This window comes from Acidobacteriota bacterium (assembly GCA_026393755.1).
In the GTDB taxonomy this organism is placed as follows: domain Bacteria; phylum Acidobacteriota; class Vicinamibacteria; order Vicinamibacterales; family JAKQTR01; genus JBAXOX01.
The window spans coordinates 136,568-162,097 of sequence record JAPKZO010000029.1 but is presented as its reverse complement, the minus strand read 5'-3'; the positions used below and the strand labels follow the sequence as shown (position 1 = coordinate 162,097).

The window sequence follows — 25,530 nt, the reverse complement described above, 5'->3', positions numbered from 1 at the left end:
AAGTACCTTATACCACTCGGCCGGGTAGAATACGCCGACGTCCCGGCCGCGACGTGACGCGCGCCCGGAAGAAGGAGAACGACATCATGCGACGCGCACTGCTGCTTCTGCTCGCAATCCTGGTGGCCGCGCTGAGCCTGCCGGTCACGGCCCAGAAGGGACAACTCGGGTACTACCGGTTCCCGGCCCTCTCGAACGACACGATCGTGTTCACGGCTGAAGGGGACTTGTGGCGCGTCAGCGCCACCGGAGGGATCGCGCAGCGGCTGACCTCGCACCCTGAAGAGGAGAGCCGGCCCGCCGTCTCGCCGGACGGCAAGACCGTGGCCTACTCGGCGTCATACGAGGGCCCCGTCGAGGTCTATACGCTGCCGCTCGACGGAGGGGTCCCGATCCGGCAGACGCATGACGCGAGCCGGGCGTCTGTGGTCGGATGGACGCCGGGAGGCGAGATCCTGTATGCGACGCGGCGGCAGTCGACCCTTCCGAATACCCAACTGATGCGTGTGGACCCGAGAACCGGCGCGCGCGCGATCGTTCCCCTCGCGCAGGCCAGCGACGGCGCGTACGATGCGACGGGAGCCACGCTCTACTTCACGCGCCTTCCCTTCCAGGGCAGCCACACTCGCCGGTACAAGGGCGGCACGGCTCAGAACCTCTGGAAGTTCAGCGGTCCGGGTTCGGAAGCCACGCCCCTCACAGCCGATTACGCCGGAACGAGCAAGACGCCGATGCCCTGGAACGGCCGGGTCTACTTTGTGAGCGACCGCGATGGATCGATGAACATCTGGTCGATGGACGAGCGCGGCCGCGATCTCAGACAACACACGAAGCATCGCGAGTTCGACGTCCAGTCGCCCTCGCTCTCCAAAGGAAGAATCGCGTACCAATTGGGTGCCGACCTGCACCTGTTCGACATCAGTAGCGGAGTCGACAAGCCGGTGCCCATCACGCTCGTGTCGGATTTCGATCAGTTGCGCGAACGGTGGGTGAAGAACGCGATCGACTGGGTGTCGTCAGCCCACCTCTCGCCGTCTGGCGATCGCGTCGTGCTGACCGCGCGCGGCCAGGTCTTTGTCGCGCCGGCTCAGCAGGGCCGGATGGTCGAAGCCACGCGCAACAAACTGGTGCGCCATCGCAATGCCCGGTTCGCTCCGGATGGTCAGTCGGTGTTGACGCTGTCGGACGAGAGCGACGAGGTGGAGTTCTGGCGCCTCCCGGCCAATGGCGTGGGCGCCGCCACACAGTTGACCACCGACGCCAAGGTCCTGCGCTGGGATGGCCTGTCTTCGCCCGATGGCCGCTACATCGCACATCACGACAAGAACCAGCAGCTGTGGCTGCTCGACATCACCAGGAACACCCAGAAGAAGATCGCCGAGGCGGCCGACGGCAACTTCGATGACCTGGCGTGGTCGCCCGACAGCCGCTGGCTCGCATACACGGCGCCTGCCGCCAACCTGCTCACCCGCGTGTTCATCCACGAAGTCGCGACGGGCCGGGCAATCCCGGTCACCTCCGATCGATACGACAGCACGAACCCGGTGTGGAGTCAGGATGGCAAGTGGCTCTTCTTTCTCTCGGACCGGAACTTCGAATCGCTGGTCGGCAGTCCGTGGGGGTCGCGACAGCCGGAACCGTTCTACGACCGGCAGACCAGGATCTACCACGTCGCGTTGAAGCGCGGAGAACGCTCGCCCTTCCAGGCAGACGACGAACTGCACGCGGCGACGAAGAAGGCTGACGCCGAGAAGAAGACCGACACCGAGAAGAAGACCGACAGGCCGCTGGACAAGGCTTCCGCACCGGCAGCAGGGCCGGTCACGCAGAAACCGGCGACCGCTGAACCGTCGAAGCCCGCCGCAACACCCGCCGCCGCGACACAGACGACGACGGAGTCCGCTCCCACGGTGGTCGTCGATGCCGACGGTCTCGAGACACGCCTCATGGAAGTCCCTGTTCCTGCGGGCAACTACAGCAGTCTCGCGACCGATGGCAAGCGCCTCTACTTCATCTCGCGGCCGACCGGGCGCGACGGGCGCCCGTCGCTCAAGACACTGACGCTCGACAACAAGAAGCCCGAGGCAGAGACGTTCATCGAGGATCCGCGATCCTACGAGTTGTCGCTCGACACGAAGAAGGTCCTCGTCCGCAAGGGCAGCGACTACTACGTGATCGATGCCGGGGCGAAAGCGCCCGCCGATCTGTCGAAGCTGATCGTTCCGCTCCGCGACTGGGCCTTCCATCTCGATCCTCGCGCAGAGTGGCGGCAGATGTTCACTGAGGCGTGGCGGCTCGAGCGGGACTACTTCTACGACCGCGGCATGCACGGACTCGACTGGCGGGCCATTCGCACCAAGTACTTGCCGCTGGTCGATCGCGTCACCGACCGCGCGGAGTTGAGCGACATCCTTGCGCAGATGGTCAGTGAACTGTCGGCCCTGCACATCTTCGTGCGGGGAGGCGACGTGCGGCCGGCCACCGACAATGTCTGGCCCGCGTCGCTCGGCGCGGTGCTGACACGCGACGACAAGGCCGGGGGCTATCGGATCGATCACATCATCAGAACCGATCCGGATCGGCCCGAGAAGCGCCCGCCGCTGGCCCGGCCGGGTGTCGACGTTGTCGAAGGCGACATCATCGAGACGGTTAACGGTGTCGGGGCCCTGACGCTGCCGGATATTTACACGCTGCTGCGGGGTCAGGCCGACAAGCAGGTGCTGCTGCGCGTGAAGCCGAAAGCCGGCGGCGCGCCACGAGACGTCGTCGTCGTGCCGGCCAGCGCGCAGACCGAGGACGATCTCCGCTACGACGAGTGGGAGTACACGAGGCGGCTCGCGGTCGAACAGGCGGGCCAGAACAAGATCGGTTACGTGCACCTGCGGGCGATGGGGGGCGCGAATATGGCCGAGTGGACCCGCGAGTTCTACCCCGTGTTCGATCGCGAAGGCCTCATCATCGACGTGCGCCACAACAGCGGGGGCAACATCGACAGTTGGGTCCTCGAAAAACTCCTGCGCAAGGCGTGGTTCTACTTTAAGGATCGCGTCGGCAACCCGACCTGGAATATGCAGTTCGCGTTCCGTGGACACCTCGTGGTGCTGGTCAACGAACGCACGGCGTCTGACGGCGAGGCGTTTGCGGAAGGGTTCCGCCGGCTGGGGCTGGGCCAGGTGATCGGCGCCCGCACGTGGGGCGGCGAGATCTGGCTCAGTTCAAATAACTTCCTGGTCGATCGCGGAATTGCGACCGCCGCCGAAACCGGTGTCTACGGCCCCGAAGGCCAGTGGCTCATTGAGGGCCACGGCGTCGACCCCGACATTGTCGTCGACAATCTCCCGAACGCGACATTCAACGGGCAGGACGCGCAGCTCGACGCCGCGGTGAAGCACCTGCTCGGCCTCATCAAGGCGAAACCGGTTCCGGTGCCGCCGCCGCCGCCGTACCCGATCAAGCGGGTCGAGAGGAAGTAGGCCGGCGGGATCGTGCTATTCTCGAACAACCGGAGGTTGACCCGTGGCCACTACCGCCAAGCAGATGCTGGTTTCCGGGTCGGAGGTGTTTACTGTCTCCCCCGACACGACCGTCCTCGACGCTCTTCGCCTGATGGCCGACAAGGACGTGGGCGCCGTCGTTGTGTTGTCGAACAGCCGCCTGGTGGGGATTTTCACCGAGCGCGACTACGCGCGGAAGGTCGTGCTTGTTGGGAAGGCATCAAGGAACCTCCCCGTCTCCGAGATCATGTCCACCGATGTGGTGACCATCGATCCGAGCTGGACAACCGATCGCTGTATGGCGCTGATGGACGAGCGCCGCATCCGCCACCTCCCGGTGGTGGATGGCGGGAAGGTGGTCGGCGTGGTCTCAATCCGGGGGGTGGTGTCCGCGATCGTCGCCGAACAGCGGTACACGATTCAGCATCTCGAGAAGTACATCTCGTCGGGCGCGTAGAGACGCTTTCGCTAGAACACGAAGTTCCGCCTGATAATGGTCTGGTCGCCCGACTGAATGGTCACCAGGTCAGCCGGCCGCGGTGTCAATGCCTGTCCGGCTATCGCCGGCCACCCCATGCTGCGATCGAGGACCGAGACGGACACACGATCCGTGCTCTTGAGCATCAGCGCGAGCGTGATGCCAGCGGCCGGCGCGTTCCCATAATCCAGCGTCCATGTGTTCTCGCGCGACTGGGTCGGTGACGCGCCGAGACCGAGATCGTGCCCGTTGACGCGTGCCTCGAGCACACTCGCCCCGCTCAACCAGATCGAGAGCGCATGGCCCTCTGCCGCGGGAGTCACCCGCAGCACGACCGATCGCCCACGCTCCGACGTCTCGCCGCCGGGAATCAGCGTGGCCGCCGGCGCCCCGACGTCGACGAGGTCCGCGCGCTGGTGCACGTAGCCTGGCGTCCCTTCCCGTGACGACCCGGACGGGAGCAGCACGGCGGGCCGGCCCGGAGCCGGGGCATCTCCAAGGAACTGGCGCAGCCACGAATACACGACCGGCGCGCGCGCGACCCAGTACGCCTCGTGCTTGTCGGCGTCGAGAGCGTAGATCACGTTGATCGTCCTCGGCTGGGCGTCCGAGAACTTCGTCGTCTTCATCCCGTAGCCGAGGCTGACCAGCGTCATCAGCAGCGCCGCCGAGGCTGGCCACAGGCGCGTCCTGTCTGTCAGTAGATCGATCAGGGGCGCCAGCGTGAACAGCGCGAGAACGGTGAGAACCGCAACGGCCGCGCCGCTGAGCGGCGTGAGACCGAGCGACTGGAACAGCATCGCGACGAGCGGCCACACGATGAAGGTGGTTGGCAGGGCCATGGCGCAAACAACGGCCGTCGGCACAAGCCCGACGGTGGCACGCCGGTCAATCGCGGAGGACAACTGCGTGACCGCAAGCAGGCTGCCAGCAAGCGGCCACAACAGCACGTAGCTGCCGCCGGGAACGATCCACGACGCGGCGCAGGTCGCGAGCAGGCATAGAAACAGCCCGGCAAGCGCGAGTGTCTGGGCGGCAAGAATCCGCCGCAGCAGCGGGTAGAAGAACAGGCCGGCTGTGATCGTGCTCGTCACCAGCGCCAGGTCGTACGGCCAGCTCATGGTCAGATCGCCCGGGCTCAGCCAGCGGGCGTGGACCCCCTCGATCAAACGGCTGAAGTAGTACCCCCACAGCCCCGCGAGGCCGCCCAGAACGACCCACACGATCAGGCCCAGCAGCAGCCCCCCGATGCTCGTGTTCAGGCGCCGCCACGCCGACACCGTCACCCACACGAACGCGATGATGGCCAGACCCGCCAGAGGCAGCACCCACGCGGTCGAGTAGCGCACGACGCGGCGCAGCACGGGCACCGAGAAGTACACGGCATCCCGCTCTTTGAGTCCAGTCAGGTCCATCGCGCCGAATCGCTGCATCAACGCAAGCGCCGCGGCCCCTTGATGCTGCAGGCTTCCGGAATCAAGGTTGGCGGGCGCGTCGATGGGCGTGTGATACGCACGCCAGTTGCCGATGAAGGCAAAGTTCAGCCCGGGCATGCCGAGCCGTCGGAACACCGAGAAGTCTGTGTCGTTGGGCAGCCGCTTGTAGACCTCGTAGGTCAGCGACGACCCGGCAGGACTGGGCACGGCCGATGCCCACTCGCGCACGACCGCGCCGTTGCCCTCGCCTGTCTCGAACATCAGTGACGGGCCGCTGGTGCCACGCGCTTCCAGATTGATCGCCATCCTGACGTCTTTGGCCCACGGGTGCTCGCCGACGAATGCCTCTGCCCCGAGCAGGCCCAGTTCTTCCGCGTCGGTGAACAGGAAGATGACATCGTTGCGGAGCGGCGGCGAGGCCTTGAGCGCGCGCAATGTCTCGAGCATGGCCGCCACGCCGGATGCGTCGTCTGCCGCGCCTGGCGCCGCCGGCACCGAGTCGTAGTGCGAGGCCAGCAGGACGGCGCCGGTGCTCCCCGTGCCCTTCATCCGAATCAGCAGGTTCTCAACGCTCGCGGCAGAGGCGCCACCAGCCCTCGTCCGTGTGGCGGTCGTCTTCTGATGCTCGACGGTCAGCAGCATCCCTTCGAGCGTCCTCGCGACGTAGTCGCGCACTCGCGCGTGGTCGGCCGATCCGACCGGGTGCGGCCGCTGCGCGATCTGGAGAACGTGCTCCATCGCCCGCACGGAGGAGAATTCTGTGGCGGGAGCCGTCGCGGGCACGCCAGTGGATGGCGGGCCGCCCATCATCAATCCGGCCAGCGTGCAGCCGACCAGCAGGATCAGCACGATCATCGACCGGGAGCTGGGCCGTGAGATAGCCATAGACACACCCTCCCGAAACACGTGCTTCAACCCGACTTAGACGCCGAGCTTCTTCAGCTCCGCCTGGATCGCGGCCATCTCCTTCATCAGGTCGCCCAACCGATCGTAGGCGTCACGGCCGGGTCTTTGATCCGCCTGTCCGATCATTCGCGTGATGTTTCGGAGTTGATCGATCAGCTTCGGCTGTGGATAGACGATGTTCGCTGTGACCACCCGATCAAGAAGAGCCTGGAGCGCCCTGGTCTTTGTCGCATCGGCCGCCGCCCGGTCGCGCGCCTCCGCAATGCGCGCGGCCAGCGCCCGGGCCTCGGTTGTCGCGTCACGTACCTTGAGGCTCAGGTCAAGTTGTTCCTGGAGATCCGCCAGCGTCACACCGTCCGCTGCGACGCGAGGGTCGATCTTGACGTCCAGCGTCCGCGACTGCGTCCACTCACCGACCGTCAACTTGACGGTGTAGGTGCCAGGCATCACCAGCGGACCGCCCGCACGCTCGCCGTCTTCGGCTGCTGCCATCGTCTTCTTCGAATCGCCGTAGCAAAGGTCCCACAGAAACCGGTTGTGCCACTCGCGCTTCGGCAACGCGCTCGCCGCTCTTGCGTCACTCCGGCCGCTCGCCTGCGGCGCGGCCCCGCCGCCGCCCACCGGGCTAGCACTGGTCAGACTTCGCACCACCGCGCCCTTGCTGTCCAGAATCTCCAGCGCCACGTCGCTCGCCGGCTCGCCCGCGAGGTAGTAGTCGAGATAGACACCTGGCGGCGGATACTCTGGCTGGTCGGCCCGCCCGCCGGACGCCGCGTACCGCATGCGATACGCCTCCCGTGGCTGGAATAGGTACGCCTCGGTCCTCATGATCGCCACGTGGCGGCCGGCCAATTGATGCAGCGGCGTGACGTTGTCCATGCTCCAGAGCCCCCGCCCCATTGTCGAGAGCACGAGGTCCTTGTGATGAACCTTGATGTCGGTCACCGGCGTGCTCGGCAGGTTCATCTGGAACGTCTGCCAGTGGGCTCCGTTGTCGAATGACGTGAACAGCCCGAATTCCGTGCCTGCGTAGAGCAGGCCTTCCTGGCTCGGGTCCTCGCGCACGACGCGCGTGGGATGATCGATGGGAATCCCGTTGGTCCCCGTGGTCAGCTTCATCCACGTGGCGCCGTAGTCGCTGGTCATGTAGATGTACGGCTGCAGGTCGTGCTCGCGCAGATACCGATAGACCGCGATGTAGGCGGATCCCTTCCGATACGGCGAATCTTCGATCGTCTGGACGCGTCCGCCGGGAGGCAGATCCTTCGGCGTCACGTCCTTCCACGTCTTGCCGTTGTCCCGCGTCACATGGACCGGGCCGTCATTGGCGCCCACCCAGATCACGCCCGGCTCGAGCCGCGACTCCACCATCGAGTAGATGCTGCTGTAGACCTCCTCACCCGTGATGTCGCGCGTAATCGGCGTGCCCGGCGTCACCTGTTTGTCCGGCTCGTTCGCCGTCAAGTCGGGGCTGATGGTCTCCCACGTCTTTCCATCATCCACGGATCGGTGCAGCACGTGTGACGCCTGGTAGATCACTCCTGGATCGTGCGGCGACACATAGACGACGGTCTGGCGCGGGAAACGGAACTTGATGTCCTTTGGATTGTGGCCGTAGCGATTCTGCGGGTAGACCCAGTAATGCTGTTCCTGACCGCTGACGACGCTGTACCGGCCCAACTCACCCTTGCATGCACCGAACACGATCTTGCCGTCGGGACGCGGCCAGATCTGGCCGGTTTCGCAACCCGAGGCCTGCCCCCAGATCTGCAGAGGCGAGTCGAGCCCCCAGGCGACGGTTGGCAGGCTCGGCACGACGACGGTGCTGTTGTCCTGCTGCGGGGCATAGAGGCGATAGGGAAACTGCTCGTCGACCGCCACCATGTAGAACTCGCCGGTCGGCTGATTCAGGATGCTCGACCAGCTTGTGCCGCCGTCAAGGGTCACGTTGGCGCCGCCGTCATTGCATTGAATCGCGATACTGGGGTTGTCGGGGTTGAACCAGATACCGTGGTTGTCGCCGTGCGGCGTCGCCACCTCCGCGAATGACTTGCCCGCGTCAATCGACTTCCACAGGCTCAACTCGTTGACCCACACCTCGTTCTCGTTCTTCGGGTTGACGTCGACGTAGTGGAAGTAAAACGGCCGCGCGCGCAGCCGTTGGCTGTTGTTGACGAGGGCCCAGGTAGTGCCCGCATCATCGCTGCGGTAGAGACCGCCCTCGGCGCCAGGCGCCTCAACCATCGCGTAGACGACCGACGGCCGGCTTCGCGCGACGTCGATGTCGATCTTGCCGATGAGTCTCTGCGGAAGGCCGGCAGACACCTTGGCCCACGAGGCGCCGCCGTCGACAGACTTGTAGATGCCGCCGTCGGTGGCGGGCCCGCCGCTGATGATGTCCCACCCCTTGCGGAACGCGCGGTACATACCCGCGTACAGTTGATTGGGATTCGATGGATCGATGGCGATGACTCGCGCGCCGGTCTCGCGATTGACGAAGAGCACTCGTGTCCACGACTTGCCGCCGTCGCTCGTCTTGAACACGCCGCGTTCGTCATTGGGTCCGTATGGCGAACCGAGCGCCGCCACCCACACGATGTCTGGGTTGAACGGATGGATGATGACTGCGCCAATCTGGCCGGCGTTCCGGAGCGCAATGAGCTTCCACGTCCTGCCCGCGTCCGTGGACTTGTAGACCCCTCTGCCGATGATGACGTTGCTGCGAATCGCCGCGCTCCCGGTGCCGACCCACACGATGTCGGGGTTCGATTCGGAGACCGCGATCGCGCCAATCGAGCCCGTATCGATCTGCCCGTCACTGATGGGCTCCCAGAGAATGCCGCAGTCGACGGTCTTCCACACGCCGCCGCCCGTGGCGCCCATGTAGAAGGTGCATGGGTGCCGCCGAACGCCCGCAATGGCCGTCACTCGGCCTCCCCGATGGGGCCCCACGGACCTGAAGCGCAATCCCTGGAACAGCTCGGGGTTGACGATCACGTTCGGATCAACAGGGGCCGCCTGCTGTGCCGACGCCGCCTGCACGACGGTGTCAACGTCGTGCTCGACGACCGCGCCAGGGAGAATCGCCGCGACGGCACCCGTCATCAAGCCGAGCGTCGCGATCCGACAGAATCGAACGATGCGGGCGCGCATGGGCCAACCTCGGGATGAGCAACAGAAACGTGACAATCACTCCGGGAGTGCTACCCCACAACGTAGAACAATACAGCGACGAAGTGGCACACGCTCCCGCCCAGGACGAACAGGTGCCACATCGCGTGGTTGTATCGCAACCGATCCGAGGCGAAGAAAACGATGCCGCCCGTGTAGGCCAGACCGCCGGCCACGAGCCAGGCAATGCCGGCCGGCGCAACGTGCAGCATCAGCGGCTTGAAGGCCACGACCGCAGTCCAGCCCATCGCGATGTACAGAGCCGTCGAGACAATCGGCCAGCGCGGGCCGAAGACCGCCTTCGCCGTAACCCCCGCCGCGGCCAGCACCCAGACGATGATGAGGATCGTCCATCCCCACGGTCCGTGCAGGTTGACGAGCGCGAATGGCGTGTAGGTGCCGGCGATCAGCAGATAGATGGCGGAGTGGTCGATGATCTGGAACACGTGCCGTGCGCGAGTCGCGGCCAGAGAATGGTACAGCGTCGACGCCGCGTACAGCAGCACCAGGGTGGATGCGTAGATGGCGCAACTGGTGATGAGCCATGCATCACCTCGCCGAACGGCCGCCGTCACCAGCACGAACAGACCGGCCACGCTGGCCACCAGGCCCACGCCGTGCGTCACGCTGTCGGCGATCTGTTCGCCCAGCGACACCGGCCGATCTTCCTTCTTCACCCGCGCCATGTCCCGATTCTATCCGGCATCGACCGCGGCTGTCCGGTGCCGGGGATTCGGTGCGGTCAGCCGGGGATCTGCCCCTGGGCCTTCGGACAGCATCGACCAGATCCGCGGGTAGTCAGTTGTGGTCAGAGTATCTAGCCTCAAACCGTCGACATCGGACGCCCTCTCTATATCGTCATTCCGGCGAAAGCCGGAATCCAGCCGTGTACTTCTCTGGACCCCGTATGCCACCCCAACGCGGTTGCCGCGTTGGGGGCCCCGGGGCGTGCGCCGGGGTGACGAAGACTTGCTTCAGTCGGTACGATGAGACCCATAGAAAATGTCTAGGCCAATAGTTGACGTGCCGTGGTTAGTGTTACTTTTATCATTGAATATGGTAAGCGTTCGTCGTTTAATGTTAAACTCTGGCGTTCTTGACTTTAACCCTCACAACAAGAGAGGCCGCCATGGACCAGACGCCGCTGCGCGATTTCCTTGAGATCCCTTACGACAAGCTTGAGGAACTGAATCGGCAGGCGAAGCAGCAGCGACTCGACCGAGTGTCGGCCCAGCAGATCCAGGAAGAGCGCACGAAGTACCTGGCCGACGAGAAGCGGATCAAGGCCGTCACCGTGTGCTTCACCGACCTCGAAGGCCGGTTGCACATGCTCGACTACGACAAGAAGTTCCTGCTGAGGTCGGCGGACAATCTCACGTTTGACGGCTCGTCGATCCGCGGCTTTTCGCAGCAGGCCGAATCCGACCTGCGTCTCGCCGTGGACTGGCCGGCGTTCTACTGGCTGCCGTCCGACATTTTCGGGCCCGGCAAAGTGCTCGTGTTCGGCGAGGTCAGGGAGAGAGACGGTTCGCCGTACTCTGCCGACATGCGCAGCCGGCTCAAGCGATACGGGGCCTCCCTCTTCAAGAAGGACGGCACGATTGCCAACGCATCCAACGAGATTGAGGGCTTCCTCTTCAAGGGACCAGATGCCGAGCGCCAGCACTACCTCACCGGCACGTTCGAGTTCATCTCGACCGGCGGGTATTACCACTCGCTGCCCGGCGACGCGTTGAGGCGGTTTATCGACAGCTCCGCGGAGGCACAGCGGGCGCTCGGGTTCGCCAACGAAAAGGACCACCCCGAAGTGGCGCCGTCGCAGTTCGAGATGAACTACTCCTACACCGAGGCCTGCGTCGCGGCCGACCAGGTCCAACTCTATAAACTGGTCTGCCGGCAGGTCGCCCAGCAGATGAGCATGACGGCGTGCTTTCTGCCCAAGCCGCTCACCGGCGTCAACGGCAGCGGGATGCACACGAACCTCTCGCTGACGCGAGGCGGGAAGAACGTCTTCCACGACGCCAAGGGCGAGGAAGGCCTGTCGGCGCTCGGCTGGAACATGATCGATCGTCTCCTGGCCAACGCCAACGACATCTGCCTGATTCTCAATTCGAGTGTCAATGCGTACCGCCGCCTCGATCCGCATTTTGAGGCGCCGAACCAGATCAAGGCGTCGGGCATCAACCGCGGCGCGATGATCCGCATTCCGCTCGCCAACGAGAATACGGCCCGCGTCGAGGTCCGTTCCATCGCACCCGATGCCAATCCGTATCTCGCCATCTACGCGCTGCTGCGGACGGGCCTCGAAGGCCCGCTGCCGGAGGATGCCGAAAGCGAAATCCGCCGCTCGCGCACGCGCTTCCTGCCCGACAACATCTACGACGCCATCCGTCTGTTCAAGGGCAGCGAGTTCGCCCGTGAACTGCTCGGCGAGGACGTCCACGGCAAGTTCGCCGAAGTCAAACAGGCGCAGGCCGATCGCTGTCCGAAGGCGCTCGGCGCTCTGATCAAGACGGCGGAGGTGCAGTTCCATCACGAGGTGACCAACCAGCACCTCTGGAGCAAGTTCTAAGCTTGGGATTCGGGATTCGGGATTCGAAATAGCCGGGGTCTGGTCAGCGGAGGGCGCGCAGCAGACGTTCGACCTCTGGGCGCTGGGGCGCGTCGGCGGGCAGCCGCACCAGCAGCTCCTGTGCCTGCGCGAGGGCTTCGACCCGGCGGCCGGCCCTCGCCAGCGCACGCGCCAGGTTGAAGCGGGCCTGGTGAAGATCGGGGTCCCGTTCGACCGCAGCCGACAGGTGGCGGATGGCGACATCGAGGCGGTCGGCGTCCAGGGCGAGATTGCCAAGGTTTGCCTCGACAACCGGGTTGCCGGGTTCAACCCGCAGCGCATCCTCGAGTGGTTGCAGAGCGGCGGTCCGGCGGTTGGTCGCCACCAGACAGAGGGCAAGGCCCAGATACGCATCCGCAGTCGGCACGCCCGAGGTCAATGCCGCGCGAAAATGGGGTTCGGCTTCGCGCACTCGGCCTTCTTCGACCAGCACGTAGCCCAGTCGCGTGTGCGCCAGCGCGTTGCCCGGATCTTCGGTCAGCACCGCCACAAGCGCGTCGCGCAGGGCGGTGCCAGTAACTTCCCCGGACATGGCGAGTGCCAGGCGGGCCGCAAGCGTCCGCTTGTCTTTTGGATCGGGCCGCAACCCGCCGGGCCCGACGGTCGGCGTTCCCGACGTGTACCCGAGCGCGTTCAGCCGCGACCGCGCGTCGGCCTTCACGCGGCCGCCGACCTGGTCGGCCGGCAACTCAGGACCCGCATAGGCGGCGACGCGGGCGGCCAGGGCCTTAACCTCGACGCCACGGCCGTCCTTCAGATTACGGCTCTCCTCAGGATCGCGAGCGATGTCGTACAGTTCGTCATGAGGCGAGGCGATGTACTTCAGGCCGCCCGATCGTACTGACCGGAACGCGCTCCATCCAAAGTCGACAAGCGGCGCGAATGTCTCGGCATAGAGTTCCCGCGGGCCGATCGCGCCTCCGCGCGTGAGCGGCATCAGCGTCACACCGTCGGTGTCGGGGCCGTCCAGGCCAAGCCCATCCAACACAGTGGCATACACATCGACCAGCGACACGGCTTCCTGCACACCGGCCGGCACAGCCGCGAGACCGGGGCCCGCCAGCACGAGCGGCACGCGAAGCGTCGTGTCGTACAGGAACAGGCTGTGCGTCAGCTCGCCGTGCTCACCAAACGCCTCGCCATGATCGCCAGCCAGCACGATGAGTGTCGAGCGGCCGCGGTCGCCGAGCCCCGCGATCAGCCGGCCGACTTCAGCGTCCGCTCTCGCCACCTCGTCGTCGTACCGCACCTCCGGCGGGAGCGTCCGGCCGCCGGGCCCGCGCGCGGGGTCGGGCTCGTAGGGCGCGTGCGGTTCGAACAGGTGAACCCACACGAATACGTGGCGCCCTGGCCCAATGCCCCCGAGCCAGGCGAGCGCCTCATCAACCACGACCCGACCGGGTCGCTCGTTGAGCAGGTGACCATCTGCATTCCGCGGCATGCGGTCGCCGTAGACGTCGAATCCGCGATCGAGACCAAAGCGTCGATCGAGCGGAAAGGCGCCGACAAAGGCGCCCGTCGCCCAACCTTGCTGGTGGAGCGTGCTGGCCAGCGTGTTGAGGCCGGCGCGGACGCGCATGCCGTTGGCGCGAGATCTATGTCCGGGCGGATAGAGGCCCGTGAGGAGGCTGGCATGCGAGGGCAGCGTAATCGGGGACGTCGCATACGCGCGGTCGAACCGCACGCCGCGGGCCGCCAGCGCATCAATGGCCGGCGTGCGCGCGCGACCCCAGCCGTACGCGCCCACGCGGTCGGCGCGCAGCGTGTCGATCGTGATGATCAGGACGTTGGACGCACGAGCGGTGGCGGCGGTTGGAGAAGGAGCACGCGCCGAGCCGCCGCACGCAATCGCGAGCGCGCCGATCCCTGCGACAGCCAGGATCGCTCCGCGAGATCGAGCCGTTGGTCGGCGCTCGGCCATGACGACATCCTACGCGGGACGCGGGATAGAACAAAATGAAACGGGGTCCCCGGGACCGTGTCCCAGGGACCCCGCCGTGTTCGAGAAACCTAAAAAGGGGCCAGGCCCCATATTCAGGCTAGAACGTGAACCGGAACCCGACCTGACCGACTCGCTGTTCCGGCATACCCGCGTCGCCAGCGAAGGCGGTTGGCTTCAGGAATACCGAATTCGGCGTGTGGCTGGCGAGCGTCCCGGTGAAGAAGCGCGTGCTCGACGACGCGCCAGTGCCGAAGTTCGGGTTAAGCGAGTTGAACAGGTTGAACACCTCGCCGATGGCCTCCACGTTCATGCCACGCGGCAGGTTGAACACCTTGGACACCCGGAGGTTGAATTGCGACAGGGCGGCACCGCGGCCGCAGTTAATCGTCGCGCAGGATCCGATCTCCTTGTACGAGGGGACGCCCGCGGCATCGATGCCGGTGTACTGGTATGCCGTCGTGTACATGTCGTTGCTGGTGCCGTCCACATTGGCGTCGTACCCGTACCACACGTGGATCGGCAGCGCCGAACGATACCGGAAGATCGGCGACACGTAGATGCCAAAGGGCATCTGGATGACGGCGCTCACCGTGATCTTGTGCCGCGCGTCGGTGCGGGCCGACGGCCCCCACTGAACGTCAGCGAGCGGATTGTTCGAATCCTGCACGAGGTTGGTCGTCAACTCGTCGACGCCCAGACCGCCGAGGCCGGTGGCCTTTGACAGCGAGTACCACGCGTTCACCTGGATGTTCCTGTCCATCCGGCGGCGGATCCCGACGGTGATGCTGTCGAACTTGCTCGCGCCAATGCTCATGTTCAGCGACGGGTTGTCCGGGCTGAGACCGAGCGACGCAAAGCGGCGCGGGCAAGGCGGAGTCCCGCAGGCTGTTCTGGTGTTGAGCGCCCACCGCACGCCGAGGTCATGACCGCGCACGCTGACGAAGTCCGCGTCGATGACGGTCGACTTCGTGATTTCATGCGTCCAGCCCACCGATATCTGGCTGGTCCACGGCTGCTTGACCCGCGGAACCGCCACGTTGGAGCTAAAGAACGGCCCGGCCGGGTTGACCCCGTTCTGCGATGAGATGTTGCTGATTGGCTGGCCAACCGCAAAGAAACTGCCGTCCGGATTCTTGATCCCGGCCGTGTTCGACACACTGAACACGACGCCCGATCCGCCCTGGGCGCTCAGGCCCGGGAACAGGATGTTGGCGTTCGTGTAGCCGAAGTCGTAATAGATGCCCCAGCCGGCCCGGAACAGGTCCTTGCCGTCGCCGCGTACGTCCCACGCAAGACCCACGCGCGGCTGGATGTTGTTGTAGTCCTCGCGCGACGAGGGCCCCCACTGGTCGAAGCCGACCACACCGTTGAAGGTGCCCGCCTGCGCCGCGGCCTGCAGCTTGTTGAAATTCGTGACGCTCGTCTGGTCAATCGCGAAGCCCGTCACCAGGTCGTAGCGGAGCCCCGCATTGATCGTGACCCTGCTGGTCAGGCGCCAGTCGTCCTGCAGGTACACGCCCCACTGCTTGGTCGGCAGATTCGCCCCAGATCCGCTCTTGCTCCTGGAGACGCCGCTGATCGGTCCGGTCAGCGTGTTGTCGAGGTGCGAGTAGGAGTAGTCTGTGCTGCCCGAATTGAAGGTGACGTAGAGCTTCGGCTCGTTGATGAAATTGACGCCGAGCTTGAAGTCGTGGCCCAGGCCGCCCATGCCCGTGATATGCCACGAGAAGTCGTCGCGGAACTGGAATTTGTGCTGGATCGTCGTCTGTGGCGTGTTCGTGTTGTAGCCGATGGAAACGCCATTCGGGAACGTCTCCTGGGGCTTGCCCGTTCGCGCAAAAATCGTGTTGGCGAAATCGGCGTACTGGAAGATGAACTCGTTCAGCTTCGAGCCGCCGAGCACCCAGTTGTGGTTCAGATTGATCGAATTGAACGTGTTCTTGCTGTCGCCCCAGTTCTCTGGAACCGAGCGCGTGCCGATGCCGTAAACCTGCGAGTTCGAGTTGCGGCCATAGCGCACGGACAGGAACTGCGCCGCATTAATCGCAACCGAGGCCTTCCCTGTGTACAGCGTCTCGCGGTTGGGCGTCGGGTAGACCCCATCCAGGCTCGGGAACAGGCCGAGCGTCGTCACCGACTGCTTGGTGTCCTGCTGCGTCCGCTCGAAGGCCCCGAAGAAATGGGCCTTGTTCTGCACAATCGGCCCGCCGAACGACCCGCCGTACTGATAGCGACGGTAGTCCTGCTTGGGCACGTTGGTCAGGATCTCGGTCTCGGTCCGGGCGTTCATCGACTTATCGCGCAAGGACGTGAACCAGCTGCCCTTGAACTGGTTGGTGCCGCTCTTGGTGACGATGTTCATGACGCCGCCGTTGCTGCGGCCGAACTCGGCCTTGTAACGCTGCGTGATGAAGTTGAACTCCTGAATTGCCTCGAGCGGGAACAACTGCAGGAGGCCGCCGACGGTGTCGTCGTTGTTGTCGCCGCCGTCAATCTGATAGTTCACGTTGCGGCCGTTGCCGCCCGCGATCTGCGGGGAGTACTGCGTGCTCTTGGTCGGGTCGGAGTGGAATCCGATCGCCACACCCGCGATCGTCATCGCAAGGTTCGCAAACTGGCGGCCGTTGAGCGGCATCGCCTCGATCTTGGCGACGTCCACGACGCCGCCAACCGACGAAGATGTGGTCTCGATCATCGGTGTCTCGCCGGTGACGGTGATCGTCTCCGACATCTTCGCGATCTTCATCTGGACATCGAGGTTGAGCGTCTGCGCGAGGTTCAACACCACGCCCTTGCGATCGATGCTCGCAAACCCCGGCAGCTCGATCGTGATGTCGTAGGTGCCGACCGGCAGCGCCGACAGGCGGAAGATGCCTTCTCCGTCGCTCGCGCTGGTTCGCGTAAACCCGCTCTGCGACTGTTTGGCCGTCACCGTGACGCCAGGGAGTGCGGCGCCCTGCTCGTCGGTAACTCGGCCCGAGATGGTGCCCGTTGTCTGGCGCGCCAATGCTGGTGTCGCCATCAGCACGCACAACACAAGGGCCAGTGTGACTGGAACGAACTTACGCATTCGCTTTGCCTCCGTTGTTAGAAGGGATGGAACGAGGGAAACCATAAAGGCTAGCAATTTCTCTGCCGCTCATCACTGATGGCAAGGCCTGTGTTTTCAACGCTTTATGGCGCACGAGTCCAGAGCGACCGCGTTAAATCCAATATCGTGAATATGCTGGTCCAACAAATTGCATTCTGGGACCGTTTTCGGGACCGAGAGACCTTACCGCCCGGTCCTCAAGGCCGCGACTAGAGCCGCTGCAGCCCGTCGCTGCTGGTCGGTGGCGTGCGGCCCGTTGAGCACCCGCGTGTATGCGTCGCGGGCGGCCTCGATATGCCCGGCCTGTTGGTGCGCGATACCCAGATTGAGGCGCGCTTCCGGGAAATCCGGGTTGGCCTGCAGCGCGTGCTCGAAGTCCCGGATGGCGTCTTCGTAGCGTTTCGCTTGTGTCCGCAGCACGCCCATCCCATTCAAAGCATCCGGCGCTGCTGCCTGCAGAACCAGCGCGCTCGTGTACGCCGCTTCGGCCCCGCCGACATCGCCTTGTGCACGGCGCGCGTTGCCCAGGTTCGTGAGGTACTCCACGCTCGCAGCGTCGATCTGGCTGGCCTGTTCGAATGCGGCCCGCGCGGCGGCGAACTGTCCACGCTCGATGAGCAGCAGCCCGAGGCCGTTGTGAGCCGCGGCATTGCGTGCATCGACTGCGATCGCGGCGCGTTCGGCGCGGATGGCCTCGTCGGAGCGGCCCGCCTGACCGGCCGCCACGGCCAGGTCGTGAAACATCATGCTGTCGTTTGGCCAGTTCGCCACCGCCCGGCGATAGGTCGCAAGCGCTTCGAGGTGTCGGCCGGATTCCGAGAGTGCGCGAGCGTAGGTCGACACGAACACCGGGGCGCCGGGCTCACGGGCGACCAACCTGGCCAGCACGGCCACGGCCTGCGCGGAACGCGCCGTGCCGAGCAGCGCCAGCGCGTCCTCCAGGGCGACCCACGACGTAATGCGCGCAGACGGGTTGGGTGCGTTGTTCGATGGGGCCGCATCTGCCGGCCCGCTCGACACGTAACCAAGCGCGCGCAATCGCTGCAGAGCCTCGGCGCCCGGAGCGGCTGACGTCGACCGCGTCGCGGCGCTCCTGATGGCGGTCACGCGGGCACGCACCGCGGCGACGCGACCGGACTGGCTCGCCGCCACGTTCTCCCGCTCTCCCCCGTCGAGCGCGAGATCGTACAGTTCTGCGCTGGACCCACCAGCCGCAATCAGCTTCCATCGCTCATCAACGAGCGCTGCGAGCGGCGACCAGCCCGCAACCTCGGGGTACTGCGTCTCTGCGTAGATCTCGTGTGTCTGGCCAGGCCCGCCGAACAGATCCTTCCCGTCCATCCCGGCTGGCACCGGGGTGCGAGCCAGCCGCAGCACGGTCGGCGCGATGTCGACGAGGCTGACCGGTTGCTGCACGATGCCGGTCGGAACGCCTGGGCCCGCCATCACGAGCGGGATGCGGAGCGCTCCGTCGTAGAGGAGCATGCCGTGTGTGCGCTCACCGTGTTCACCAAGACTCTCGCCGTGGTCGCCAACGACGACAATCAGCGTGTTCGCCTCGTCGCCCGATTCACAGATCGCGGACAGCAGACGCCCGATGTGTGCGTCCACATTCGTCACTTCGCCGTCATACGCGTTGCCGCCTGCCCGCGCCAGCGCGTCGGCAGGGGGCTCGTACGGCGCGTGCGGATCGTAAAAGTGGACCCACAGGAAGAACGGCCGATCGAGGCGAGCGGCCGTGTGGGCGGAGATCCACTTGAGGGCCAGGTCCGCGACGACCGAGGCCGGGCGCTCGGCGTCGAGTTTCAGTGGTGCGTCGGGCGATCGCGGAATCAGATCGTCATACGTGGTGAACCCGTCCGCCAGTCCGAATTGGCGGTCGAGGACAAATGCGCCGACCACCGCCGCCGTGTCGCGGCCGGCATCCCGAAACAATCGGGCCAGCGTCGGGCGTGACTGGTCGAACCGGTGGACACTGTTCAACCGGACGCCGTGAGTCGGCGGCAGCAGGCCGGTCATCAGACTGGTGTGAGCGGGAAGCGTCAGCGGCACGGTCGTGCGCGCCATCGCGAAGCTCGCTCCCCGCGCGGCGATAGAGTTAATGGCGGGAGTGAGCGAACCGCCCACCCGATCCGCCCTGAGCGTGTCGACACTGATGAGGAGGACGCTCACGGGCTTGGTGAACGGGGCCGGCTTCCCAGGGGCCGCGCCGGCACACCCGGCCGACATGAGGCCGATGGCGATGGCGACGCCGATGAGCACGCGTCTCGTCATGATGGATGCAGATGCGTCGGCGTTCCTTGATTGGTCATCCTGGTCCATCCAGATCGTGTTCGGCTGCGGGAATCTGCTGGGCGCGCAGCGCATCTGTGCCACATTATCCTGCTTCCGACGCCAGTCGCCCAGTCCCGAAGTCGGCGTGGGTGTCGCAACTCGGGCGGGGCCGTTTGGGCGGGGCCGCTCGCCGCCTTGCTCGTGTCTCGGGTAGAATGCCGGTCGCCAGTCCGGGTGATGCGGGAGATGACTACTCGATCCGACGGCAACCTGTTCGAACGCTTCGCCGCGCGAGCGACGGCACTGGCCGAAGCGTGGATGCCAGACGCCTACGTCTTTGCGCTGGCCGCGACGGCGTTGGTCACTGTCGCGGCGTTCGCCGTAGACCCGGCCGTCCGCGACGCCCCGGGGCGCCTCATAGACAGCTGGGGTGATGGCTTCTGGTCGCTGATCCCGTTCACGCTCCAGATGGCGATGATCATCGTGGGCGGTTATACGCTCGCGTCGGCGCCGCCGATCTTCCGCATGATCACGTGGATGGCGGGCAAGCCGCGAAGCGCAAAGGGTGCCGTCCTGCTGGTGGCCCTGGTGGCCATGAGCAGTTCGCTCCTCAACTGGGGCTTCAGCCTGATTGTCAGCGCGATCCTCGCCCGCGAGGTCGCCCGGCGAGTGCCTGCCGCCGACTACCGCGCGCTGGGCGCCAGCGCGTTTCTGGGACTCGGAACGGTGTGGGCGCAGGGCCTGAGCGGATCCGCCGCTCTGCAGATGGCACGGGCATCGTCGATGCCGGCCAGGCTGGCCGAGATCGTCGGCGGGCCAATCCCGCTGACCGAGACGATCTTCAGATGGCAAAGCCTCGTGGCGGTGGCTATCGAGATGCTGGTGGTCTGCACGGTGGCGTGGCTGTATGCACCGGGAGAAGGACGCGGACGCTCAGCCGCGGATCTCGGCATCGACCTCGGATCCCCGACGTCGCCGGACCTGCCTCTACCGTCCGGCCCGGGCGAACGGCTCGAGCAGAGCCCGTGGCTGATGGTCCCGTTCGTCGCGCTCGGGGCGCTCTATCTCGTGCGATCGATTGTCGTAAAGAGCGCGACGGCCTCGGACATGCTCAACGCGCTCGACTTGAACACGGTGAATCTCCTGTTGCTGACGACGGGGGCGATCCTGCATCGGACGCCCGCCTCGATGATCCGCGCGGTAAAGGAGGCCACGCCAGCAACCTGGGGGGTGCTGCTGCAGTTTCCGTTCTATGGAGGCATCTTCGGCATCATGACGGGCACGGCGCTGTCGGCGGCGATCGCCGGCCTGTTCGTGCACTTCGCGACAACCACGCTCTATCCGGCCATGATCGTCAGCTACTCCGCGCTGCTGGGCATCTTCGTACCGTCTGGTGGATCCAAATGGGTCATCGAAGCTCCGTACGTCCTGCAGTCGGCGCGGGTGCTTGGCGTGCCGGATGGCTGGATGGTGGTGACCTATGATCTCGGCGAAGCGCTCGCCAACCTGGTTCAGCCGTTCTGGATGCTGCCCACGCTGGCGCTGCTGGGTCTGAAGGCCCGCGACATCATGGGCTACACGTACCTGGTCGCGCTGGTGGTGTTCCCGCTCGTCCTGCTGCTGGTGACGGTGCTCGCCCCGCGGTAGCAGGCGTTCCACCCGATCACATCTTCAGTGACGCTGCCAGACTGTCAGTTCGGCGATCGTCCACGGGGCCCCGCTCTCGCGACCGGTCTGCCGGATCCACAACCCGCGCGCCCGGTTCGCCGGCAATTCGATCCGCGCCCTCGACGAACGGCCGTCCCGTCCGATGCCTTCGATAAGCCGGGTCACGACCGACCCGGCAAATACGTTCCGCCGACTTCCGTCGGCGGCCACGGTCTCGATCACGACGTCACGCGGGTACTCTCCGGCGTGGTCGCGTCCCATATCGAACTCGAGACAACCGATGTCGCGATCACGATCAAAGGCGATCCGTATCCACTCGCTGCCGGTCTGCCCCGCGATGGTCGACCAATGCGTCACCAGGCTGTTGTCGAAGGCGAACCGGATGTCACTCGGCTCAGACGACGCCGACGCCTTGAACGTGTCGGCGGTCACCCGCGACAGGTTCGCGAAGGCGACGGGCGCGAGCGCGGGTGCCGCAGCAAGCTGCCACGCCCAGGTGTTGTTCTCGTGGCGCGTGTCGACCACCTGGCCGCTCGCCTGCGAAAGCGTCCTGACGAACTGGCCCGGGTCTGGACTCGACGGCTGCCCGTAGCGCGCGATAAGAGCCTCGTTGAGGACGACGTACCGGACACCGATTGATCGCAATCCGACAATCGTCGCCTCGATGTCCGCATCGGTGCCATTCAGCGGCGACCCCGGACCGCCCAGCAGGTTCTGCAGCACCGATCCATGGCCGGAGTAGCCATTGACGATGGGATGACCGTGAAGGAGCGTGTTGAACTGATACGGCAGGGTGATCGCAACCGGGTCGTCGGCGGAAATGGGCAACTCGAGCACGCCGCCCGGCTGGCCGCTCTCGAGCCACGCGTTGATCCGCTGCCGGCCGGGCTGGCTCGGATCAAATCGTTTCATGCGTAGCGGGCCACTGTAACCCTCGAGCACAATCGCGCACGACACCAGCCCCGCCACACAGAACGCCGCCCTTCTGGACAGCCGCTGCAGAATCCACGCCGCGCCGGCCGACGCGAGTACGGCAAGGGCGAGCGCAACGATGACCATGAAGCGGGCGGGCACACGAAGGACGCCGAACCCGGGCATGAGATCAATCAGTGCCCGATACGGTCCGGGCGCAAATGGCCCCAGCGTCAGCCACGCGGCGATGGCGCACACAACGACGTAGACGATCACCAGAAACCGCCTGCCGCTCTCGTCGCCGGCCGTGGCGGATGCGGCCGGCGATCGACGGAGCCACGAGAGCGCGATCACAGCGAGCCCCACGGTGAACACTCCCGGAAACAGGCTGTGTTCAGCTGTGCCGCTCGCCAGCCGACTGGTCCACAGCCAGAGCGCCGGCGGAATCTTGAGATAGTCGGCCGTCGTCGCGCTGAACTCGCGCAACTCCCCCAGGCTCCGGTGCAGGCCAAGCGTGGACTGCGCACGGAGGTAAGCGGCCGCGATCGGCGCGAAGACGACGACGACGGCGATCAGGGCGATGGCGAGGTCGGAGACGGATCGGGCAAGGGGCGTGGTCGTTCTGTCTGGGCCGGACACAGCGCGCCGCGCGAGTTCAGCGGCGGCAAGCACCGCGACCGGAAGCGCGAAGAAGTACAGGAAGTAGCCATTGGACAAGCCCAGCACGACGAAAGCGGTGGTCGCCACGGCCAGCGCGCCCCGCGATCCGGTTCTGAAGTACGTGTGAAGCCCCCACAGACTGATCGGCATCCAGCCCGACATCAACACCTGCAGATGGGAGGCCTGCACCGCGCGGTACGGAGCAAACGCAAACGCGAGCGCGCCGATGGCGGCCGCATCCCGGCGTCCCCACAGCAGGCGCGCCAGGAAGTACATGCCGGTGCCGGCCAGCACGTACGAACCGAGAAACGCGGCGTTGTAGACGAGCACCGGATTGCGCGTCAGCCACTGCAGCGGCGCCGTGAAGAGCGCGATGCCCAGCAGATGCTCGGAGAGCGCCAGCGTGTCCTGGAGCGGGAAGAAGAACGGCGCGTTCCACAGTCCGGCGAGGCCGTGGAGGATGCGATCCGCATCCCACGCCAGGATGAACGTGTTCAGCAGCGGGTCGCCCAGATCCGAGGGCAGCGCTTTCCTCGCGTCGCGAACGAGCGGCCACGTCGTCGCGATCGACAACGCCAGCATCATTCCGGAAACGATCACCCATTCGTGCGCTTCGGCGAACGCGGCCAGACGACGAGGGCGCCGGAACGCCGAGCCGCGTTGCGCGATCCTGACGATCTCTCGCGCCATGCTCAGGTGTCGCCGCGTCGGATCCTGGCGATCTTCGCGTCGCGGTCGGAGATAAAGCGCTCACGGTCGCGGTGGTAATTCTCTTCGATGAGCTTGAGGGCTTCCGGGTCCGGGGTCCGTCGCACGGTGGACTGGTGAAGCACTTCGCGCTCGGCGAGCTTGGCTTCGCAGAAATTCCGGGCCTCGGCGATGGCCGCCTTCTGCGTGTCGGTCAGCGTGACGTGTTCGATACCGGCGTCGGCGTCCTTCTTGCGAAGCCGCTCCATCGCGAGATCGTAGGCGGTTCTGGGCGATCCGTCTTCCATGGAGTCGATGATACTCCAGATGTCTGGGGTGACCGCCCTGGCGAGACGGGCCGCTCAGCGAGGCGTCGGCAGCAGCCTGTGCCAGGGATTGGGCCGCTCAGCGAGGCGTCGGCAGCAGCCGGTACCGGCGGAGCAGTTCATACAGCACGACGCCGCCTGACAGTCGCGCCAGGCAAACAGACGGCGTCAGCCGCGCCGCCGGACATGGCGGCCATCGGTGCCGTCGAGGAATGACTTTGAGTTTCTTCCGCGTCTTCGCCATCGCTTCCGGGCGGCGAGTCACCTCACCTTGACGAGTTCGCTCTTCACGTTGAACCCGCGGTACTCGAACTGCAGCGGCTCGCCGGGCGGCACGTCGAAGACCAGCGTGAAGCGCCGGGAGCTGCCAGCCGGCACCACGTTGCCTGTCATGCGACACGGCGCGTGCGCGCTGTCAGACGAAGGCGTGTACCGCTTGTCGTCGGGTCCCACCAGGCGGAATTGCTGATTGAGCTGCAGGTCAATCCCGGCGCCAGACCGGAGGTTCTCGACGACCAGGTCGAGGGCGATGCGCTCGCTGCCAGACCGCGCCGCCGGCAGCCCGGGAGGCACCGCGGTGCCGGGCAGTTTCAGTACACGCAGCACGTCGCCGTCCGTGATCGTCGCCTCGGGTGACGGCCAGGCCGGCTTGACGGCGCCCATCACGGCGAGGTCGATCGGACCGCCCTGCCGGAGTCGCACGAGCAGCGCCGCCGCCTTCGTGTCCGCCGGAACCAAGAACGCGAGCTGGCCTTCGCTCGGCACGAACGGCAGGAACCGGCCGATCGGCGCGAGTTGCCGGGTCAAGCCTGTGGCTCTCTGGTCTGGTTCGGCGAGGCAGCCCTGCTCGGTCTGCAGAAACGCATACCCGCCGAACGGCACGTCGACTATGGCATTCTGCCGGCTGATGCCCCGGAGTCCGACGATGAGCGTGCGCATCCCGGCCGCCGATGGTGGCGCGTCCGCCCAGGACACGCCCGCCAGCGCCAGGTCCACGAGTGTGTTCGCGCGACTCGACCCGCCGAGGCTGCTGGCCAGCACCGGCGGCGCGCCCTTGATCGTCAGCAGCAGGTGGCCGTTGATCGAGTCGAGAAACAGCAGCGCCAGGGATTGCGCGTTTGCCGGCACCTCGAAGGCGACGGAGCCGCTGACCACCTGTTCGAAACCCGGGATAGTGAGGGTGCCAGTCGGCAGGTGTCCGTCGATCTCTTGTGTCGCGTCGACGGAGATCCCTTCTGTGTACCGTCCATCCGCAACGAGCCACACGTGCTTGGTCATCGGGCCAACGGCAAACGGCACCTGTTCGATCGTCGTGTTCGCCTCGTCGGCGGCCTTGTCCTGCGCGGTGGCGCCGCCGCCGAAGCCGAGGCTGCCCATGCCGGCCGTGCGGTCAGAGGCTCTCTTCTGGTTCACCTTCTGAGGCGGGATCAGGCTCTTCCACGCAGTATCGACGATGACGAACTCCCGGCCCGCGGCTGCGGACTGGCGGCCGATTGAGGCGGCCGTCCGGTGGTTGGTCACGCGCACCTCGATCGCCTTGTTCGCGATTGACTGCCCGACCTGGGCGGTGGCGACCAGGCCGGGGGGAATGGGCGTTGCAGCGGCAGCCTCGGCGGCATCGCTCGCTACGGAGGCGGGCGCGGTATCGCTCACAGCGGAAGCTGGTTGGGCGCCGGTTGCCGAAGGTGAACTTTTCGCGGCGGGATCACCGGGCGTCGGTGAGCCTGGTGTCGCGACGGTTGCCGGCGATTCCCCGGACCTCGTCGTCCCGGTGAATCGATCAAGCAGGCCGAGCCGGTACGCAGCGAATCCCGCGCCAGCCAGAACGACAAGGCAGAGAACGGCGATGATGAACTTCTTCATGGGTCAAGCCC

13 protein-coding genes are annotated in these 25,530 nt (G+C 65.7%); 4 read left to right on the top strand and 9 right to left on the bottom strand.

Annotated elements, in window-relative coordinates; translation table 11 throughout:
- Positions 1–86: 86 nt before the first annotated feature.
- Both NTV05_12915 and NTV05_12910 read left to right on the top strand, forming a co-directional pair.
- Entirely contained in the window at positions 87–3,473 is a 3,387-nt protein-coding gene (locus tag NTV05_12915; GenBank protein ID MCX6545297.1) for a S41 family peptidase, read from the top strand.
- A gap of 64 nt (positions 3,474–3,537) precedes the next feature.
- On the top strand, positions 3,538–3,951 hold the full coding sequence (locus tag NTV05_12910; protein MCX6545296.1) for a CBS domain-containing protein: 414 nt from the start codon (positions 3,538–3,540) through the stop codon (positions 3,949–3,951).
- Positions 3,952–3,962: 11 nt separating this feature from the next.
- Here NTV05_12910 and NTV05_12905 read toward each other — a convergent pair whose 3' ends face one another.
- Genes NTV05_12905 through NTV05_12895 form a run of 3 tightly spaced genes read right to left on the bottom strand, consistent with a single transcriptional unit; the run spans position 3,963 to position 10,162 of the window.
- Entirely contained in the window at positions 3,963–6,293 is a 2,331-nt protein-coding gene (locus NTV05_12905; protein MCX6545295.1) for a M20/M25/M40 family metallo-hydrolase, read from the bottom strand.
- Positions 6,294–6,329: 36 nt separating this feature from the next.
- Complete coding sequence (locus tag NTV05_12900; protein ID MCX6545294.1) at positions 6,330–9,467, bottom strand: hypothetical protein; 3,138 nt, start codon at positions 9,465–9,467, stop codon at positions 6,330–6,332.
- A 50-nt stretch (positions 9,468–9,517) separates the two neighbouring features.
- Positions 9,518–10,162, bottom strand: coding sequence for a hemolysin III family protein (locus tag NTV05_12895; protein ID MCX6545293.1), 645 nt, complete (start codon positions 10,160–10,162; stop codon positions 9,518–9,520).
- A gap of 452 nt (positions 10,163–10,614) precedes the next feature.
- Here NTV05_12895 and NTV05_12890 point away from each other — a divergent pair, with 452 nt between their 5' ends.
- On the top strand, positions 10,615–12,057 hold the full coding sequence (locus NTV05_12890) for a glutamine synthetase family protein (protein ID MCX6545292.1): 1,443 nt from the start codon (positions 10,615–10,617) through the stop codon (positions 12,055–12,057).
- A 43-nt stretch (positions 12,058–12,100) separates the two neighbouring features.
- Here NTV05_12890 and NTV05_12885 read toward each other — a convergent pair whose 3' ends face one another.
- The 3 genes from NTV05_12885 to NTV05_12875 form a co-directional block, all read right to left on the bottom strand.
- Positions 12,101–14,017, bottom strand: coding sequence for a sulfatase-like hydrolase/transferase (locus NTV05_12885; GenBank protein ID MCX6545291.1), 1,917 nt, complete (start codon positions 14,015–14,017; stop codon positions 12,101–12,103).
- A 118-nt stretch (positions 14,018–14,135) separates the two neighbouring features.
- Complete coding sequence (locus tag NTV05_12880) at positions 14,136–17,108, bottom strand: TonB-dependent receptor (GenBank protein MCX6545290.1); 2,973 nt, start codon at positions 17,106–17,108, stop codon at positions 14,136–14,138.
- Positions 17,109–17,312: 204 nt separating this feature from the next.
- A complete protein-coding gene (locus NTV05_12875; GenBank protein MCX6545289.1) occupies positions 17,313–19,403 on the bottom strand; it encodes a sulfatase-like hydrolase/transferase in 2,091 nt (696 codons plus the stop codon).
- 246 nt (positions 19,404–19,649) lie between these two features.
- On the opposite strand from NTV05_12875, the gene NTV05_12870 reads away from it, so the two are divergent.
- Complete coding sequence (locus NTV05_12870; GenBank protein ID MCX6545288.1) at positions 19,650–21,050, top strand: TIGR00366 family protein; 1,401 nt, start codon at positions 19,650–19,652, stop codon at positions 21,048–21,050.
- A gap of 24 nt (positions 21,051–21,074) precedes the next feature.
- On the opposite strand, the gene NTV05_12865 is transcribed toward NTV05_12870, so the two are convergent.
- The 3 genes from NTV05_12865 to NTV05_12855 form a co-directional block, all read right to left on the bottom strand.
- Positions 21,075–23,333, bottom strand: coding sequence for a discoidin domain-containing protein (locus tag NTV05_12865; protein ID MCX6545287.1), 2,259 nt, complete (start codon positions 23,331–23,333; stop codon positions 21,075–21,077).
- Positions 23,334–23,335: 2 nt separating this feature from the next.
- Positions 23,336–23,638 (bottom strand): hypothetical protein, encoded by a 303-nt coding sequence (locus NTV05_12860; protein ID MCX6545286.1) that lies wholly within the window; start codon positions 23,636–23,638, stop codon positions 23,336–23,338.
- 279 nt (positions 23,639–23,917) lie between these two features.
- On the bottom strand, positions 23,918–25,519 hold the full coding sequence (locus NTV05_12855; protein ID MCX6545285.1) for a hypothetical protein: 1,602 nt from the start codon (positions 25,517–25,519) through the stop codon (positions 23,918–23,920).
- Positions 25,520–25,530: the final 11 nt, after the last annotated feature.